The organism is uncultured Aureimonas sp. (assembly GCF_913775355.1).
Lineage (GTDB): Bacteria > Pseudomonadota > Alphaproteobacteria > Rhizobiales > Rhizobiaceae > Aureimonas.
Genome location: NZ_CAJYIU010000022.1, coordinates 1 through 15,625, shown reverse-complemented (window position 1 = coordinate 15,625; position 15,625 = coordinate 1). Strand labels below are relative to the sequence as shown.

General features: G+C 68.9%; 18 protein-coding genes and 1 pseudogene. 8 read left to right on the top strand and 11 right to left on the bottom strand.

The features are described from left to right. Window positions 1-210: 210 nt before the first annotated feature. The 3 genes from QZ753_RS01680 to QZ753_RS01670 form a co-directional block, all read right to left on the bottom strand. Window positions 211-588, bottom strand: a complete 378-nt coding sequence (locus QZ753_RS01680; protein WP_294640629.1) for a hypothetical protein — start codon at window positions 586-588, stop codon at window positions 211-213. 87 nt (window positions 589-675) lie between these two features. After that, window positions 676-1,152, bottom strand: a complete 477-nt coding sequence (locus QZ753_RS01675; RefSeq protein ID WP_294640627.1) for a nuclear transport factor 2 family protein — start codon at window positions 1,150-1,152, stop codon at window positions 676-678. Window positions 1,153-1,282: 130 nt separating this feature from the next. After that, window positions 1,283-2,728 (bottom strand): homospermidine synthase, encoded by a 1,446-nt coding sequence (locus tag QZ753_RS01670; protein WP_294640626.1) that lies wholly within the window; start codon window positions 2,726-2,728, stop codon window positions 1,283-1,285. Between the two features lie 126 nt (window positions 2,729-2,854). On the opposite strand from QZ753_RS01670, the gene QZ753_RS01665 reads away from it, so the two are divergent. After that, the gene (locus QZ753_RS01665; RefSeq protein ID WP_294640625.1) at window positions 2,855-3,826 is read left to right on the top strand and encodes a small ribosomal subunit Rsm22 family protein; all 972 of its coding nucleotides are present in this window, start codon (window positions 2,855-2,857) and stop codon (window positions 3,824-3,826) included. A 4-nt stretch (window positions 3,827-3,830) separates the two neighbouring features. On the opposite strand, the gene QZ753_RS01660 is transcribed toward QZ753_RS01665, so the two are convergent. Next, window positions 3,831-5,660, bottom strand: a complete 1,830-nt coding sequence (locus tag QZ753_RS01660) for a M3 family oligoendopeptidase (RefSeq protein ID WP_294640624.1) — start codon at window positions 5,658-5,660, stop codon at window positions 3,831-3,833. Between the two features lie 319 nt (window positions 5,661-5,979). Here QZ753_RS01660 and QZ753_RS01655 point away from each other — a divergent pair, with 319 nt between their 5' ends. Further along, entirely contained in the window at window positions 5,980-7,731 is a 1,752-nt protein-coding gene (locus QZ753_RS01655) for a DUF882 domain-containing protein (RefSeq protein ID WP_294640623.1), read from the top strand. Between the two features lie 347 nt (window positions 7,732-8,078). Next, the gene (locus tag QZ753_RS01650; RefSeq protein WP_294640621.1) at window positions 8,079-8,504 is read left to right on the top strand and encodes a MucR family transcriptional regulator; all 426 of its coding nucleotides are present in this window, start codon (window positions 8,079-8,081) and stop codon (window positions 8,502-8,504) included. 78 nt (window positions 8,505-8,582) lie between these two features. On the opposite strand, the gene QZ753_RS01645 is transcribed toward QZ753_RS01650, so the two are convergent. Both QZ753_RS01645 and QZ753_RS01640 read right to left on the bottom strand, forming a co-directional pair. Beyond that, window positions 8,583-8,843 carry a DUF2312 domain-containing protein gene (locus QZ753_RS01645; RefSeq protein ID WP_055892534.1) on the bottom strand — a complete coding sequence of 87 codons (261 nt, stop codon included), beginning with the start codon at window positions 8,841-8,843 and terminating at the stop codon, window positions 8,583-8,585. Window positions 8,844-8,944: 101 nt separating this feature from the next. Further along, window positions 8,945-9,244, bottom strand: coding sequence for a DUF1244 domain-containing protein (locus QZ753_RS01640; RefSeq protein ID WP_294640618.1), 300 nt, complete (start codon window positions 9,242-9,244; stop codon window positions 8,945-8,947). 185 nt (window positions 9,245-9,429) lie between these two features. On the opposite strand from QZ753_RS01640, the gene QZ753_RS01635 reads away from it, so the two are divergent. After that, window positions 9,430-9,900 carry a DUF1036 domain-containing protein gene (locus tag QZ753_RS01635; RefSeq protein ID WP_294640616.1) on the top strand — a complete coding sequence of 157 codons (471 nt, stop codon included), beginning with the start codon at window positions 9,430-9,432 and terminating at the stop codon, window positions 9,898-9,900. After that, window positions 9,897-11,333, top strand: coding sequence for a pyruvate kinase (gene pyk, locus QZ753_RS01630; RefSeq protein WP_294640614.1), 1,437 nt, complete (start codon window positions 9,897-9,899; stop codon window positions 11,331-11,333). The genes QZ753_RS01635 and pyk overlap by 4 nt, the downstream gene beginning before the upstream one ends. A gap of 4 nt (window positions 11,334-11,337) precedes the next feature. Here pyk and QZ753_RS01625 read toward each other — a convergent pair whose 3' ends face one another. From QZ753_RS01625 to QZ753_RS01605, 5 genes are all read right to left on the bottom strand, one after another. After that, window positions 11,338-11,994: a tetratricopeptide repeat protein gene (locus QZ753_RS01625; RefSeq protein WP_294640611.1), complete on the bottom strand. Its 657-nt coding sequence runs from the start codon at window positions 11,992-11,994 to the stop codon at window positions 11,338-11,340. Between the two features lie 72 nt (window positions 11,995-12,066). Next, window positions 12,067-12,192: a type B 50S ribosomal protein L36 gene (gene ykgO / locus QZ753_RS01620; RefSeq protein WP_019998227.1), complete on the bottom strand. Its 126-nt coding sequence runs from the start codon at window positions 12,190-12,192 to the stop codon at window positions 12,067-12,069. Window positions 12,193-12,344: 152 nt separating this feature from the next. Further along, window positions 12,345-13,427 (bottom strand): 5-(carboxyamino)imidazole ribonucleotide synthase, encoded by a 1,083-nt coding sequence (locus QZ753_RS01615; protein WP_294640609.1) that lies wholly within the window; start codon window positions 13,425-13,427, stop codon window positions 12,345-12,347. A 25-nt stretch (window positions 13,428-13,452) separates the two neighbouring features. Further along, window positions 13,453-13,956: a 5-(carboxyamino)imidazole ribonucleotide mutase gene (gene purE / locus QZ753_RS01610; protein WP_294640607.1), complete on the bottom strand. Its 504-nt coding sequence runs from the start codon at window positions 13,954-13,956 to the stop codon at window positions 13,453-13,455. Further along, window positions 13,953-14,156, bottom strand: coding sequence for a YdcH family protein (locus QZ753_RS01605; RefSeq protein ID WP_055893011.1), 204 nt, complete (start codon window positions 14,154-14,156; stop codon window positions 13,953-13,955). Before QZ753_RS01605 ends, purE begins: the two co-directional genes overlap by 4 nt. A gap of 290 nt (window positions 14,157-14,446) precedes the next feature. On the opposite strand from QZ753_RS01605, the gene QZ753_RS01600 reads away from it, so the two are divergent. From QZ753_RS01600 to QZ753_RS01590, 3 genes and pseudogenes are all read left to right on the top strand, one after another. Next, complete coding sequence (locus QZ753_RS01600) at window positions 14,447-14,620, top strand: DUF465 domain-containing protein (RefSeq protein ID WP_082505842.1); 174 nt, start codon at window positions 14,447-14,449, stop codon at window positions 14,618-14,620. 162 nt (window positions 14,621-14,782) lie between these two features. Next, on the top strand, window positions 14,783-15,442 hold the full coding sequence (locus QZ753_RS01595; RefSeq protein ID WP_294640602.1) for a thiamine phosphate synthase: 660 nt from the start codon (window positions 14,783-14,785) through the stop codon (window positions 15,440-15,442). Continuing rightward, window positions 15,439-15,625: pseudogene (locus QZ753_RS01590) on the top strand (tonB-system energizer ExbB); the annotation flags it as partial. The gene QZ753_RS01595 and the pseudogene QZ753_RS01590, both read left to right, overlap by 4 nt.

Below are 15,625 nucleotides of genomic sequence, written 5' to 3'. Positions count from 1 at the left end.
GGCTTCACGGGCGGATGGCCGGGCGGCAGCGGGCCGATCGCGGTGGAGGACGCGGCGGGGCGGGGGCTGGTCAGCATGGGCGCGTTCGCTTGCAAGGAACCGGAAACGAGAGCGGCGGCGGGCCGCTCGGGTCCGCCGCCGCGATCGGATATGGACAGGGGAGGGCATGCGGGCAAGCGGACAAAGCGTCCGCCCCCGGCGCAGCCCCGATCAGGCCTTGCGGCTGAACTCGAAGCGGCTGCCGTCGGCGTTGACGCAGGCCAGCCGGTCGGCCGACATCTGCGCGCAGTTGACCGAGACCTGCTGGTTGCGCGAGCGCGAGGTGTAGATGATGCTGGCCTGCGCCTGGCCCGTCTTGGTGTAGTTGCCCTCGGCCAAGACGGCGCCGGTCGCCGCCTCCTTCGAGGTGAAGCGCCCGCCCGCGAAGGTCGCGGTGTAGGCGACGGGGCCGCCCACCGACGACCACTGACCCTCGAGGCCCGCCGGGCGCGGGGCGACCGCCATCTGCTGCGGCGGCGCCATGGTCTCGCAGGCCGACAGGGCGAGGGCCGCGGCGAGGACGGGCAGGGCGCGGGTGAAGGAACGCATCGGCGACTCCGGTGGGGCAAACGATAAAAGTTGATACAAGTTTAAGGCAGATGCCGCCCGGAGTCATGGGCGCCGATCGCGCTATCCTCAGCCGCGTGAGCTCGATCCCGCGAACGCTTCCTCGCGCTTGGGCGAGATCACCGAATGGATGGTGCCGATCGTCTCGATCGAGCGGATGCGCCCGTCGGTCGTGAAGGAGAACCAGTACATCGTGCTGCCGGTGACGAGCGAGCCGTTGGTCTCGTCCTGCCGCGTCCAGTCGCAGCGGCTGGCGCCCTCGTCATCCTCGACCACGATGCCGCGCGGCTTGTAGGAGATGTAGGTCGCGCGGCGCAGCAGCTCGTTCAGGAAGGACTTCGCCTCCTCCTCGCCCTGCAGGCGGTACTCGCCCTCCATCCGGTTGAACCAGGGCGCGTCGATGATGCCGGCATTGTTGCGGTTGGAGAACATGGCGCCGGGCGCGAAGTGACGGGCGATCGATCCGGGCGAGCCGGACATGGCCGCGTCCATGATTTCGCGGATGATACTGCGCTTACGCTGGGCTTCGGACAAAAACTCGCCCATCAGACACTCCTCAAGTGCATCAAGCACTTGAGGCTGAATGTTAGGGCGGGCGGACCATTGCGCCAGACTATAACGAAAAAGCCGCAGGATGACCTGCGGCTTTTCCACTGTTGATTTTGGTTATCCGACTTTATCGGACGAGGATGTTCCGGAACTGCCAGGGGTCCTTCTCGTCGAGATCCTCGGGGAAGAGGCCCGGACGGTCGGTCAGCGGCGTCCAGTCGGTGTAGTAGCCCTTGACCGGTCCGAGATAGGGGCGCTGCACTTCGAGGCAGCGGCGATAGTCCATCTCGTCGGCCTCGACGATGCCGGCTTCCGGGTTCTCGAGCGCCCAGACCATGCCGGCGAGCACCGCCGAGGTGACCTGCAGGCCAGTCGCGTTCTGGTAGGGCGCGATGCGGCGGGTCTCTTCCAGCGAGAGCTGCGAGCCGTACCAGTAGGCGTTCTTCTCGTGGCCGTAGAGGAGGACGCCGAGCTCGTCGATGCCCTCGACCAGCTCGTTCTCGTCGAGGACGTGGTGTTCCGGCTGGATCTTTCCGGCCGCGCCGAACAGCTCGTGCAGCGAGAGCACCGCGTCGTTGGCCGGATGATAGGCGTAGTGGACGGTCGGCCGGTAGGTGACCTCGTCCTCCTTGTTGCGGTGGGTGAAGTAGTCCGCGATCGAGATGGACTCGTTGTGCGTGACGAGGAAGCCGTATTGCGGGCCCGGCGTCGGGCACCAGGTGCGAACGCGCGTGTTGGCGCCGGGCTGCTCGAGATAGATGGCGGCCTGACAGCCCTTCTTGTGGGTCTTGCCGTTCTTGGGCATCCACTTCTCGTGCGTGCCCCAGCCGAGCTCGGCCGGCTGCATGCCCTCCGACAGGAAGCCCTCGACCGACCAGGTGTTCCAGAACACGTTGCGGGGCTTCGGCTTGGCGGCGACCTGCGTGTCGCGCTCGGCGATATGGACGCCCTTGACGCCGACCTTCTTCATCAGCTTCGCCCAGCCCTCGCGGTCGTCCGGGCCCGGCTCCTCGAAGTCGAGGTTGGTGTCGCGCGCGATGTCGACGAGCGCCTGCTTGACGAACCAGGAGACCATGCCCGGATTGGCGCCGCAGGTGGAGACCGCCGTCGTGCCGCCCGGGTGCTTGCGCTTCTCCTTGCGCAGCGTCTCGCGCAGCGCATAGTTCGTGCGGTCGGCGTTCGACATCGTGTCGTCGAAGTAGAAGCCGAGCCAGGGCTCGACCACGGTGTCGATGTAGAGGACGCCGAGCTCGCGGCACATGCGCATGAGGTCGACCGAGCCGGTGTCGACCGACAGGTTGACGAGGAAGCCCTGGCCGTCGCCGTCCGTCAGAAGCGGGGTCAGGAGGTCGCGGTAGTTCTGCCGCGTCACGCCTTCCTGGATGAAGCGGATGCCGCGCTCGTCGAGGAGGTGACGGCTGGTGTCGCGCGGATCGATCACGGTGAAGCGCGACTTGTCGAACTTGAAGTGGCGCTCGATCAGCGGCAGCGTGCCGCGCCCGATGGAGCCGAAGCCGATCATCACGATCGGGCCGGTGATCTCGGCGTGGACCGGGAAGTTCTCGTCTGCCATGGGGTCCCTTTCGGTCTGGACGTGTCTGGAAGCGCCGGGCTAGAGCAGAACGCTGTCAAATAAAAGGGGCTTGGCGCCTAGAGCCCGGCGGAAGCGCCGGACCGCGGGACGCCCGCGCATCGATCCATGGACCTGCCGATCTCCTTGCGTGCCGCGATCGAGGCGGAGATCGCCGGCACGCCGCTGGCCGACCTTCGCCGTGCCGGCGAGGTGCTGTCCGGCCGCTACCGGGCCGAGACGCGGGACGGGCGGATGCACCTATCCGACGATCTCTTCGCGAAGGCCTATGCGGCGGCGCGCCTGCCGGCGACCTATGCCGCCCTTCGCGCCGCCCTCGCTTCGCTGGTCGAGGGGCGCCCCGACTTTGCGCCTGCAACGCTTCTCGATGTCGGCGCCGGCCCCGGCACCGCGCTCTGGGCCGCCGTGGACGCGTTTTCCACGCTCGGTGGCGCGACGCTCCTCGAAGCCTCCGCGCCGATCCGCCGGCTCGGGCAACGGCTCGGCGCCGGCGCCTTCGCGTTCGCGCCGGACTGGCGTCCGGGCGACCTTGCGGCGGATCTAGCCGCGATGCCGCGTGCCGATCTCGTGACGCTCTCCTACGTCCTCGACGAGATCGCGCCGGCCGCGATCGCGCCGCTCGCCGATAGCCTCTGGTCGAAGACCGACGGCGTCCTCCTCGTCCTCGAGCCCGGCACGCCCGCCGGCTGGATACGGATTCTCACCGTCCGCGACCGCCTCATCGCGGCGGGGGCGCATGTCGTGGCGCCCTGTCCGCATGCGCAGGCCTGCCCGATCGTCGCGCCCGACTGGTGTCATTTCGCCCAGCGCCTGCCGCGCTCGCGCCTGCATCTGCGCGCCAAGGAGGCCGAGGTACCCTACGAGGACGAGAAGTTCGCCTATGTCGCCCTGTCGCGCGACGCGCCGGCGGGGCCGAGCTACGCGCGCATCCTCGCCCCGCCGCGCGCCGGCAGCGGCAAGGTGCGTCTCAAGCTCTGCCGCCGCGACGGCACGATCGCCGACGCGCTCGTCACCAAGCGCGACGGCGACCGGTTCCGCGAGGCGAGGCGGGCCGACTGGGGCGACCGCCTCTCGGATTGAGCGGTCAGGCCGCCTCGTCCATCGCTTCCAGTTCGTCGATGAGCCCCGAGATCATCGACAGGCCCTGACGCCAGAAGGCGGGATCGGTCGCATCGAGACCGAACGGGGCGAGAAGCTCCGAATGGTGCTTCGTGCCGCCCGCCCGCAGCATCGCGAAATACCGGTCCTGGAAGCCCTCTTCGGCGTTCTGGTAGACGGCGTAGAGCGAGTTCACGAGGCAGTCGCCGAACGCGTAGGCGTAGACGTAGAACGGCGAATGGATGAAGTGCGGGATGTAGGTCCAGAAGGTCTCGTAGCCCTCGCCGAGGTTGACCGCGGGACCGAGGCTCCGCTTCTGGATCGCGATCCAGATCTCGCCGATCCGCTCGGCGGTCAGCTCGCCCTTGCGGCGTTCGATGTGGATCTCGCGCTCGAATTCGTAGAAGGCGATCTGACGGATCACCGTGTTGATCATGTCCTCGACCTTCGAGGCGATCAGGGTGCGCCGTTCGGCCGGTGATGCCGCGCGCTGGAGCAGCGAGCGGAAGGTCAGCATCTCGCCGAAGACCGATGCCGTCTCGGCGAGCGTCAGGGGCGTCGAGGCCATGAGCGCGCCCTGGTCGCCCGCCAGCACCTGATGGACGCCGTGGCCGAGTTCGTGCGCGAGCGTCATCACGTCCCGCGGCTTGCCGAGATAGTTGACGAGGACGTACGGATGCACGCTCGGCACCGTCGGGTGCGCGAAGGCGCCCGGCGCCTTGCCGGGGCGCACCGCCGCGTCGATCCAGTTCCGCTCGAAGAAGCGGCCGGCGATCTCGGCCATGTCGGGCGCGAAGTCGCGATAGGCCGACAGCACCGTCTCGCGCGCCTCGTCCCAGCCGATGTCGCGCTTGGCCGCGCCCGGCAGCGGCGCGTTGCGGTCGTAGAACTCCAGCGCGTCGAGGCCGAGCCACTTCGCCTTCAGGGCGTAGTAGCGGTGGGCGATCGAGGGGTAGGCGTCCGACACTGCTTTCGCGAGGGCGTCGACCACCTCGCGCTCGACGCGATTGGCAAGGTGGCGCGAGTCCGCCACGTCCTCGAAGCCGCGCCAGCGGTCGGAGATTTCCTTGTCCTTGGCGAGCGTGTTGGTGACGAGCGCGAAGGTGCGCAGGTTGCGGCGGAACACCTCGGCGAGCGCCGCGCCGGCCTTGGCGCGCCGCGTGCGGTCGGGGTCCTGCAGGAGGTTCAGCACCTCTTCCAGCGCCAGTTCCTCGCCGTCCACCGTGAAGCGCAGCGCCGTCATCGTCTCGTCGAAGAGACGGTTCCAGGCGCCGTGGCCGGTCACCGACTTCTCGAGGAACAGCTCCTCCACCCGGTCCTCGAGCTGGAAGGGCTTGTCCTGGCGCAGATCGACGACCCACGGGCGGTAGTGCGCGAGCTGCGCGTCGCGCTCCATCGCGGCGTCCATCGTCGGCTCGTCGATACGGTTGAGCTCGAGCGCGAAGAACAGGAGGAGCGACGAGATGTCGGTGACGCGCGCCTGCATGTCGCCGTAGAACTTGGCGTTGGCGGGCGAGGCCGTGTCGCCGGAATAGACGAGACCGGCATAGGAGATCAGGCGGCCGAGGAGCTCCTCCAGCGCCTCGAACTCGGCGATCGCCGCCCCGAGGCCGTTCTCGCCTGTGGCACTCGCCGCGTCCTCGAGACGACCCTTCCAGCGCGCCTGGAACGCGCCCGCGCGGTGCGCGGCCTCGTCGAGGTCACGCGCGATCTCGGGGGCGTCGATGCCGGCATAGAGATCGGCGAGGTTCCATTCGGGAAGGGCACCGGCCGCGCCGGAGGAGGGGCGGGAGGACGACGCGGACGCTTGGCTCATGAATGGAACACTCCGGGGGACGACGCGAGACCGGACGCTTGTCTGAGACGTCCGCCGGCTGGGCATATAGGACAGCGGGCCGGGCGGCGCATCCTTAAGATCCCGCGCGGCTCGTCACGGCGGTGATTCGGTCGGGGCGGCGAGGCTGGCCCGCTTTTCACTCGCCGTTAACCAAAATCCTGTGTATTGGCGAAACAATGGACCAAGTGTCATTTTCGTGCCGCACTCTTTCCCGATGAGCCTTGTCAGCCTGATCGGGAACTTTAGAAATCTGGTGGGGACATCCATCAGCGGGACGACGCACCGGGGGAAATACCGCATGTTCGGATGGACCGAATGCGTATCGCCACGCGCCATCAAGCGCGCGGCGGTCGTCCTGATGGGCCTTCTGGCCGCGACGGCGGCGGAGGCCGAGACGCGGACCCTCAAGCTCTTTCACGTCCATCTCAAGGAAAAGTCGGAGATCGTCTACAAGCGTGACGGCAAGTTCCTGCCCGACGGCCTGAAGAAGGCCAACTGGGCGCTGCGCGACTGGCGCGAGAACAAGCCGACCACGATGGACCCGAAGCTCCTCGACCTTCTCTACGAGGCGCACAAGCAGTCCGGCTCGCGCGGCTACATACACGTCATCGGCGGCTACCGTTCGCCCGGCACCAACAAGATGCTGCGCTCGCGCTCCAGCGGCGTCGCCGGTTCCAGCCTCCACATGTCCGGCAAGGCGGTGGACTTCTTCCTGCCCGACGTGCCGCTGAAGAAGGTGCGCGACATCGGCCTTCGCATGCAGCTCGGCGGCGTCGGCTACTATCCCCGTTCCGGTTCGCCCTTCGTCCACTTCGATACCGGAAAGGGCCGTTACTGGCCCCGCATGAGCCGCAGCGAGCTCGCCAGCATCTTCCCGAAGGGCAACACGATCCACGTCCCGTCCGACGGCAAGCCGCTCGCCGGCTACGAGACGGCGCTCGCCTCCTACAACAAGCGCAAGGGCGCCAACGACGTTCAGATCGCCTCGTCGTCGCGCTCCGGCGGCGGCCGTTCGCTTCTGGCCGCCATTTTCGGCGGCGGTGCCGACGAGGCGGAGGACGAGGCCGAGGCAACGGCGGCGCCGGTCGGCCGCGCCCCGGCCGCCCGGCCGCAGCCGGCGCCCGAGCCCGAGATCCAGGTCGCCGCCGTTCGGCCCACCCGCGCCCTGCCGCCTGCCGCGCTTCCCGCCGGCGTCGCCATGCCCGAGCGCGACGCCTTCGACGGCACGAGCCCCGCCCGTGCGGCCCCGCCGGCCGCTATTCCCGCGGCCGAGACCGCAGTCGCCGCTTTGGTTCCGGCCCGCGTGCCGCTGCCGACCAGCGCGCCGGTCCGCCCGGATGCCGTCGATCCCGCGGCGACGCTCGTTGCCGCCCTCGAAGCCGAGGCCGCGCCGGGCGCGCCGGCCCAACTCGCCTATGCCGTTCCGATGCCCCGGGCCCGGCCGCCCTTCGAGGCCGTGCTGCGGGCCGAGCAGGCCGCGCTCCCGACGCCGCGCATGATCGGCGCCGAGCCGGAACTGACGCCCGAATCGATCATCGCCGCCGCGATGGCCGAGAGCACCTCGACCGCTGCGGCCGCGGAGCCGCTCGTCCGTCCGGCCGCCGCGCCTTCGCAGCGTCCCGCCGAGACGACGGCGGTTGCGGCTCTCGCCGCTGCCGCGCCGATCCCGGCCTCGTCGGGACCGATCCGCGTCGCCGCCCTGTCCGCCTCCGCGCCGCCGGTTTCGAAGCCGCGCATTCCTGCGAGGCCCGTGTCCGCCAAGGGCGGGCGCGTCGTCGGCGACGAGGCGGCGATGGCCGCCGCCCGTCGGGCCGCCCAGCCGTCCGCGCGCATCATCGCCGAGCGCGTCGAGGTCGCCGCCCTGATCGCCAATCCTGAGCGGCGCGCGATCGAGGCCGACCTCCAGCGTCCCGTCGCCCACAGCCTGATCGGCAACGTGCCGGACACGGTGTTCGCGCATGGCTTCTCGCGCAAGACCGGCTCCCCGTCGGCCGCGGGCCGCTTCGAGGGCAAGGCCGTCAACTTCATGCCGGTCCGCAAGATCAACTGACCGGACGCTTCGGTCGCTCGACGCCCGCGCCTTCGGTGCGGGCGTTCGCGTTTGTGCAGTCGAGGCCGGCCGGGCGCCGAGGCTGAAGTTTTCGTGGCCGGCTGCATCCGATGTCAGCTGGAATCTCAAGTTGATTGCGGCAGACGTTCGTCGCCTAAGACGTGCTGAACTTGTCTTGCCTCGATTCGAGCTTGACAAAAATCAGATGGTTTCTCAGATACCGTTTGAATCAACGATGGTGCATAGTTGCTTCGCCGGCCCGTCAAGATGATTCGCGTTTCGTCGCGATGCTTGCGGGGGAAGGGACTTCGGCAGCTGTCGCGCCTGACGATCGGATCGGAAAAGACATGGACGAGTTGAACCTGCCGGACGACAATGATGACCTGATGGAGCTGACGGCGGACGTCGTCGCGGCCTATGTCAGCAATCATTCCATGGCGGTCGCCGATCTGCCCGCCCTGATCGCGGACGTCCACGGCGCGCTCGGCATGACCGGCGCGCAGCCCGAGCCGCCCCCGGCCGAGAAGCCGAAGCCTGCGGTTTCCGTGAAGAAGTCGGTGACGGACGAGTACATCGTCTGTCTCGAGGACGGCAAGAAGTTCAAGTCGCTGAAGCGCCACCTGATGACGCACTACAACCTGTCGCCCGAGGAGTACCGCGAGAAGTGGGACCTGCCGGCCGACTATCCGATGGTGGCGCCGAGCTATGCGGCGGCGCGCTCGCGTCTCGCCAAGCAGATGGGCCTCGGCCACAAGCGTCGTCGCGGCCGCTGAGGCGCCGGACGCTTCTCGCATGAAAAAACGCCTCCGGCTCGGGCCGGAGGCGTTTTTCGTTTCTGGGAGCGGTGCCGCTTATTCGCCGGACGGCATCATCCCCAGCGCCTGAAGATAGAGGTCGAGGATCGCGTCCATCTCGGCGCGCTCGTTGGCGTCCTGCTTGCGCAGCGAGATCACCTTGCGCAGCACCTTGACGTCGAAGCCGTTGCCCTTGGCTTCGGCATAGACGTCCTTGATGTCGTCGGAGATCTGCTTCTTCTCCTCCTCGAGACGCTCGATGCGCTCGACGAAAGAGCGGAGCTGATCCTGGGCGACTTCCTCGGTGGCGTTGGACATGGGGGAACCTCGTAACGGACGACTGGGGCAGGGCGCCGGAACCGGCGACCGCTTTCCCCTCTTCGATGACGCCGAATGGTTACCCGAGCGTTACGCCGGCCTCAATCGTGCGGCTTGGATGCGTCGAACGCGGCCTGCGCTCCGGCGCTCGCCTCGCGCTGGTGGCGCGCGCGCCACTCGTCGTAGGGCATGCCGTAGACGATCTCGCGGGCCTCGTCCTTGCCCATCGGCCGACCGGCCTCGGCGGCGGCCTCGGCATACCAGTTGGACAGGCAGTTGCGGCAGAAGCCGGCGAGGTTCATCAGGTCGATGTTCTGCACGTCGGTGCGCTCGCGCAGATGGTCGCGAAGTCGCCGGAAGGCGGCGGCTTCCAGTTCGGTGGTGGTCGGCGCGCGGTCCATGCGAGGTCCTTCCGTTGAGCGTTCGGGACCGATATCGGGCCCGGCGTCGCGGGCCGCAAGCGGCCCGATGGGTGCGATCGTATCGATTTAATAAAAAGAATGGGCCATCGGGCCTGCCCCGTCTTTGACAGTTTTACCGACTATGCGAGAAGGGCCCGCCGCCGTCCTTATCCAAAGGGTCGCCCATGCCGTCTCGCCCGATCCTGGGGCTCCGTTCCCCGATCGCCGCCGCCGTTCTGACCCTTGGTCTTTCCGTCCTGTCGCTGCCCCTGTTCGCTGCCGTCGCCCATGCCGATTTCCGGGTGTGCAACGGCACGCAGGCGCTCGTCGGCGTCGCGGTCGGCCAGCGGACGGCGGAAGGGTGGGTCAGCGAGGGCTGGTGGCGCATTCCGGCGACGACCTGCCGCTCTGTCATCGAGGGCGAACTGCAGTCGCGCTACTACTACATCTACGCCGAGGACGCCGAGGGCGTCGGTCGGTGGGCGGGCGACATCGACATGTGCATCGCCGAGAACGAGTTCAAAATCGTCGGGGTCAAGGACTGCTTCGCCCGCGGGTACCAGAAGATGGGCTTTCGGGAGTACGACACCGGCGGGCAAGGCAGCTGGATGGTCCAGCTGACGGAAGCGGCACGCGAAGGGACCGACCAGCCATGAAACGCAATCGCCGCGTGAAGATTCTTGCAACGCTCGGGCCGGCCTCGTCGGACGAGGCGATGATCCGCAAGCTGCACGAAGCGGGCGCAGACGTCTTCCGCATCAACATGAGCCATACCGACCACGATTCGATGCGCGAGCTCGTCGCCCGCATCCGCCGGGTCGAGGCGGCCGTCGACCGGCCGATCGGCATCCTCGCCGACCTGCAGGGGCCGAAGCTGCGCGTCGGCAAGTTCGCCGACGGCAAGGTCGACCTCAAGCCGGGCGACATCATCACGCTCGACAACAATCCCGAGCCCGGCGACGCGACGCGCGTCTACCTGCCCCACCCCGAGATCCTCGAGACCGTCCAGCCCGGCCATCGCCTCCTGATCGACGACGGCAAGCTGCAGCTGCGCGCCCTGTCGACCACCGGCACGGCGATCCGCTGCGAGGTCGTCGCCGGCACCCGCATTTCCGACAAGAAGGGCGTCAGCCTGCCCGACACCCTGCTGACGAGCGGCGCCTTGACCGACAAGGACCGGCGGGACCTCGACGCGGTGCTGGAAGCCGAGGTCGACTGGCTCGCCCTGTCGTTCATCCAGCGCCCGGAGGATCTCGCCGAGGCGCGCAAGCTGTCGCGCGGGCGCGCCGGCCTCTTGTCGAAGATCGAGAAGCCCCAGGCCGTCGAGCGCCTCGACGAGATCATCGAGCTCTCCGACGCGATCATGGTGGCGCGCGGCGATCTCGGCGTCGAGATGCCGCTGGAGCAGGTGCCCGGCATCCAGAAGCGCATCACCCGCGCCGCCCGCAAGGCCGGCAAGCCGGTCGTGGTCGCCACCCAGATGCTGGAATCGATGATCACCGCCCCGGTGCCGACGCGCGCCGAGGTGTCGGACGTGTCGATCGCCGTCTTCGAGGGCGCCGACGCGATCATGCTGTCGGCCGAGTCGGCGGCGGGCGCCTATCCGGTCGAGGCGGTGCAGACCATGGACCGCATCGCCGTCGAGGTGGAGAAGGACCCGCTCTATCCCGGCATCATCTTCGCCCAGCGCCCGGCCGCCGAGGCGACCGGCGCGGACGCCGTGTCGCTCGCCGCGCGCCAGATCGCCGAGACGCTGCAGGTCGCGACGATCGTCACCTACACTTCGACGGGCACCACGGGCCTTCGCACGGCGCGCGAGCGCCCGCAGATCCCGATCCTCGCCCTGTCGCCGATCGAGGCGACCGCGCGCCGCCTCAGCCTCGTCTGGGGCCTCCACTGCGTGGTGACCGACGATGCCTCCGACATGGAGGATATGGTCAACCGTGCCTGCCGCCTCGCGGTCCAGCAAGGCTATGCGCGGGTCGGCGAGCGGGTGATCGTGACGGCCGGCGTGCCGTTGCGCACGCCCGGCGCCACCAACATGATCCGCATCGCCTATATCGGCTCGGACGGCCTGTCGGCCATCTGACGGATCAGGCCGGCTGGCCGGAGAGTTCCTCGGCCAGCCGCCCTGCCGCGTCCTGCGCGGCCTTCAGTGTCGGATAGATGGCGAGCGCGCGGCTGTAGGCGTCCAGCGCCTCCCGGTCGCGGCCAAGCTCTTCCAGCATGGCGCCAAGCCCCGTCAGCGCGCCGAAATGGCGCGGCTCGCGCTTCAGCACCTCCTCGACGTCGGCCATCGAAAGCGCGTAGCGATTCTGCGTGTAGTGCAGCGTGGCGCGCCGGTTGTAGGCTTCCGCATAGTCGGGATCGAGGACGATCGCCTGGTCGGTGAAGTCCAGCGCCGCCGCCGCGTCCTTGCGGGCGATGGCCTGCGTGGCGCGCAGCATCAGGAGATCCACGGTCGCGCTGCCGCTTTCGAGCCAGACGGACTGGATCTCGTTGGCGATCCCCGTCGCCTTCCCGGCGTCGGCCTCGCGCTTCAGGCGGTCGAACAGACCGTCGAGCCGGGCCTCGCGCGTCTCGGCGACGGGCGGTGCCTCGGGAGAGCTGTTTGTTGCCGCGGCCGGCGTCTCGGGGGCGGGCAGGGCGCCGGGCGCCGTCGCATCCTGCGCCATCGAGGGCGCAGTCACCGCGGCAGAGACGAGGGCGGCGGCGAGAAGAGTGGTCTTGAAACGGGAAAAGGCGCGCATGGGACGAACTTACGTCGTCCCGGCGCGCCTTCCAAACAATTTCCGAGGAGCCGCTGGAGCGGCTCCCAGGCGTCAGCCCTGACGCGCCTTGTAGCGCGGGGCCAGCTTGTTGATGATGTAGATGCGGCCCTTGCGGCGAACCAGGCGGTTGGCGCGGTGGCGGCCCTTGAGGGACTTCAGCGAGTTCTTGATCTTCATGACTTCGACCGTCGATTGCGAGGCGACGATCGGGCCTAGTCCCATTCCGCCGCATAATGAAAAACGCGCCGTGGGGGCGCGTCGACCTGAGGGTGGCAATAACGGCAGGCGGGGTGCGATGTCAACCATGTGACGGCGCCCCGCCCGCCCTTTCAGATGGCCTTTCGCGGGCTCAGCCGGGTGACGTGCCCCATCTTGCGGCCGGGCCTTGCCTCGCGCTTGCCGTAGAGCGTGACGAGTGTGTCCGGTTCGGCGAGCAGCGCCTCGGCCCGCTCGACGTCGCTCCCGATGAGGTTCTCCATCACGCAGTCGGAATGGCGGTTGGCGGACCCCAGCGTATGGCCCGCGACCGCACGGATATGCTGCTCGAACTGCGAGATCGTGCACGCCGCCTCGGTCCAGTGGCCCGAATTGTGGACGCGCGGCGCGATCTCGTTGACGAGGAGCGTGCCGTCCGTGCCCACGAAGAACTCGACGCCGATGACGCCGACATAGCCGAGCCTGTCCATGATCGCGCGCGCGGTCTCGACCGCCCGTTCGGCGATCTCCTGCGGCACCTTTGCCGGTACCGTCGAGCGGCTGAGGATGCCCATCCGGTGGACGTTCTCGGCCGGATCGAAGGCGACGAAGGAGCCGTCCTGCCCGCGCGCCGAGATCACCGAGATCTCGCGCTCGAACGGTACCCTCTTCTCGAGGATCGCCGGCACCGAGCCGAGGCTCTCGAAGACGTCGTCGTGCGGGCCGCCGTCCGCGATCGTCGCCTGCCCCTTGCCGTCGTAGCCGAGGCGGCGCGTCTTCAGGATGCAGTCGCCGCGAAGGTCGAGGAGCGCATGGTCGAGCTCCTGCGGGTCGTCTACCGCGCGCCAGGGCGCCGTCGCGATGCCGATGCCGTTCAGGAAGGCCTTCTCGACCACCCGGTCCTGCGCGACCTCCAGCGCCTCGATCGGCGGATGGATGGGCTTGGCGGCCTGAAGCGCACGCAACGGGCCGACCGGCACGTTCTCGAACTCGTAGGTCACGACATCGCTGCGGTCGGCCAGCTGGCGAAGCGCGGCCGCGTCGTCGTAGGCGCCGCGGATCAGCTCGTTGGCGACCTGCGCCGCCGGACAGTCCGCGTCGGGATCGAGCACGAGCGTGCGGAAGCCGAGGCGCGCGGCGCTCGACGCCAGCATGCGGCCGAGCTGGCCGCCGCCGATGATGCCGATCGTGGAGCCGAAGGGGAGGGGGGCTGTCATGCGGTCCGCCTCGATAGGGGAAGGATCAATGCGCGGGCGCCGCGTCGTCGACGGGATGCTCGGCGACGGCTTCGCTTTGGCGCGCGCGCCACGCGTCGAGACGCCCGGCCAGCCCGGCGTCAGTGAGGGCGAGCACGCTGGCGGCGAGAAGCGCGGCGTTGACCGCGCCCGCACGCCCGATGGCGAGCGTGCCGACGGGAATGCCGGCGGGCATCTGCACGATCGACAGGAGGCTGTCCTGGCCGGAGAGCGCCCGGCTTTCCACCGGCACGCCGAAGACCGGCAGCGGCGTCATCGAGGCCGTCATGCCCGGCAGGTGGGCGGCGCCTCCGGCGCCTGCGATCACCACCTTGAACCCCTTGTCGCGCGCGCCCTTGGCGAAGGCGACGAGGCGGTCGGGGGTGCGGTGGGCCGAGACGATCAGCGCCTCGTGCGCGATGCCGAGCGCGTCCAGCGTCTCGACCGCGTGCTTCATGGTGGCCCAGTCCGACTGGCTGCCCATGATGACGGCGACGGGCGGCACCGTCATGCGATGATGTCCGGCAGGACCTGATCCTCGAGATCCTGGAGGCGGTCCTTGATCAGGAGCTTCTTCTTCTTCATGCGCTGGATCTGCAGCCGGTCGCAGCCGGTCGTCTCCATCGCCTCGATCGCGGCGTCGAAATCCGCGTGTTCCTGGCGCAGCCTGGCGAGCTGCAGCCTGAGTTCGGCCTGTTCCTGATCCGCCACCAAGGTCCCCTCGAACGCGATACCCGTCGTGCCCCGGCACCCGGTCGACGGGCCGCGGCATCACAAAAAATCGACCCCGCGTCCTCGGTCCCGCGCCAAACCCGCGCAAACCCTGATCCCGGACGCTCCGACCCCGCCTCTTCGTTATCAGGATGGAGGCAATTTAAAAACCCGGGTCTTGATCCGCATTCGACAGGCCAAAACTTATGTGACACCTTCATGTCGTCCACGGCGCTTCGGTCGTCCGGGCGTCGATGGAGGGAGACTAGAGACCCAAAAGGAGCTCAAGAATGTCCTTGGATGCCCATCTCGCGACCCTGGAGCAGCGCCACTCGGCCCTGAACGAGGAAATCGCCACGGCCCACACCAAGCCTGCCATGAGCGATGCGGAAATACAGGACCTGAAGCGGCGCAAGCTGCAGCTGAAGGACGAGATCGAGCGTTTGCGTCAATCGACCCACTGACCGCCAGATCAGCATTCTTGGGCGCGGCCTCACGAGGGGCCGCGTCCTTTCCGATCCGGGCGCGACCCTTGTAGTCTCGCCGCAATCGGTATCTACAGCAGCCCGCCGGCCGATCCGGCCCCCGACCCGGCGCCACCGGCGCCCGCTGCGCAGATGTTTCTCATGACCGAAGACGACCGTATCCGCCCCCGACTGGTCCTGGCAACGACCCTCTTGCCGGACGGCGATGCCGGCGAGGCCGCCCTGAGGGCCGCGCTCGGCGCGGGCGACGTCGCCTCGGTGCTGATCGATCCGGCCGGCCGCCAGCCCGGCCCGTTCCAGGATTTCGCCGAGCGTCTGGTGCCGCTGATCCAGGAAGCGGGGGCGGCCGCGATCGTCGCCGAGGACACGCGCTGCGCCGGCCGCGTGCGCGCCGACGGCTTCCACGACGCCTCGGGCAGCGTTCCCGCCCTGCGCGAGGCGGTCGGCCGCTTGTCGCCGCGCCTCATTGTCGGCGGCTCCGGTTTCACCACGCGCCACGATGCGCTGGAGGCGGGCGAGTGCATGCCGGACTACATGTTCTTCGGCAAGCTCGGCGCCGACGGCGCGGCCGAGCCGCTGCGGCGCAACCTCGAGCTCGCAGAATGGTGGGCCTCGATCGTCGAGATCCCTTGCATCGTGCAGGGCGGGGCGGATCTGGCGACGCTCGCCAGCGCGATCGAGACGCGCGCCGAGTTCATCGCCCTGTCGAGCGCCGTCTTCGTCGATCTCGGCGCGGCGGCTGCGCAGGTCGAGGCGGCCAACCGGATGATCGACCGGGCGATGGAGGAGGCGGCTGCATGAAGCGCGCCGCGCTCCTCGCCACGCTGCTCGTCGGCGCGCCGGCCTTTGCGCAGGAAGCGCCGCCGCCGGCCGCCACGGTCGCGCCGTCGTCGGCCCCTGCCAGCGGGGCGACGGCCAACGGGACCGGGGTCTCACCCGTCGGCCCGCTGTCGCTCAACCTCCTGCCGACGCCGGTCGCGAAGG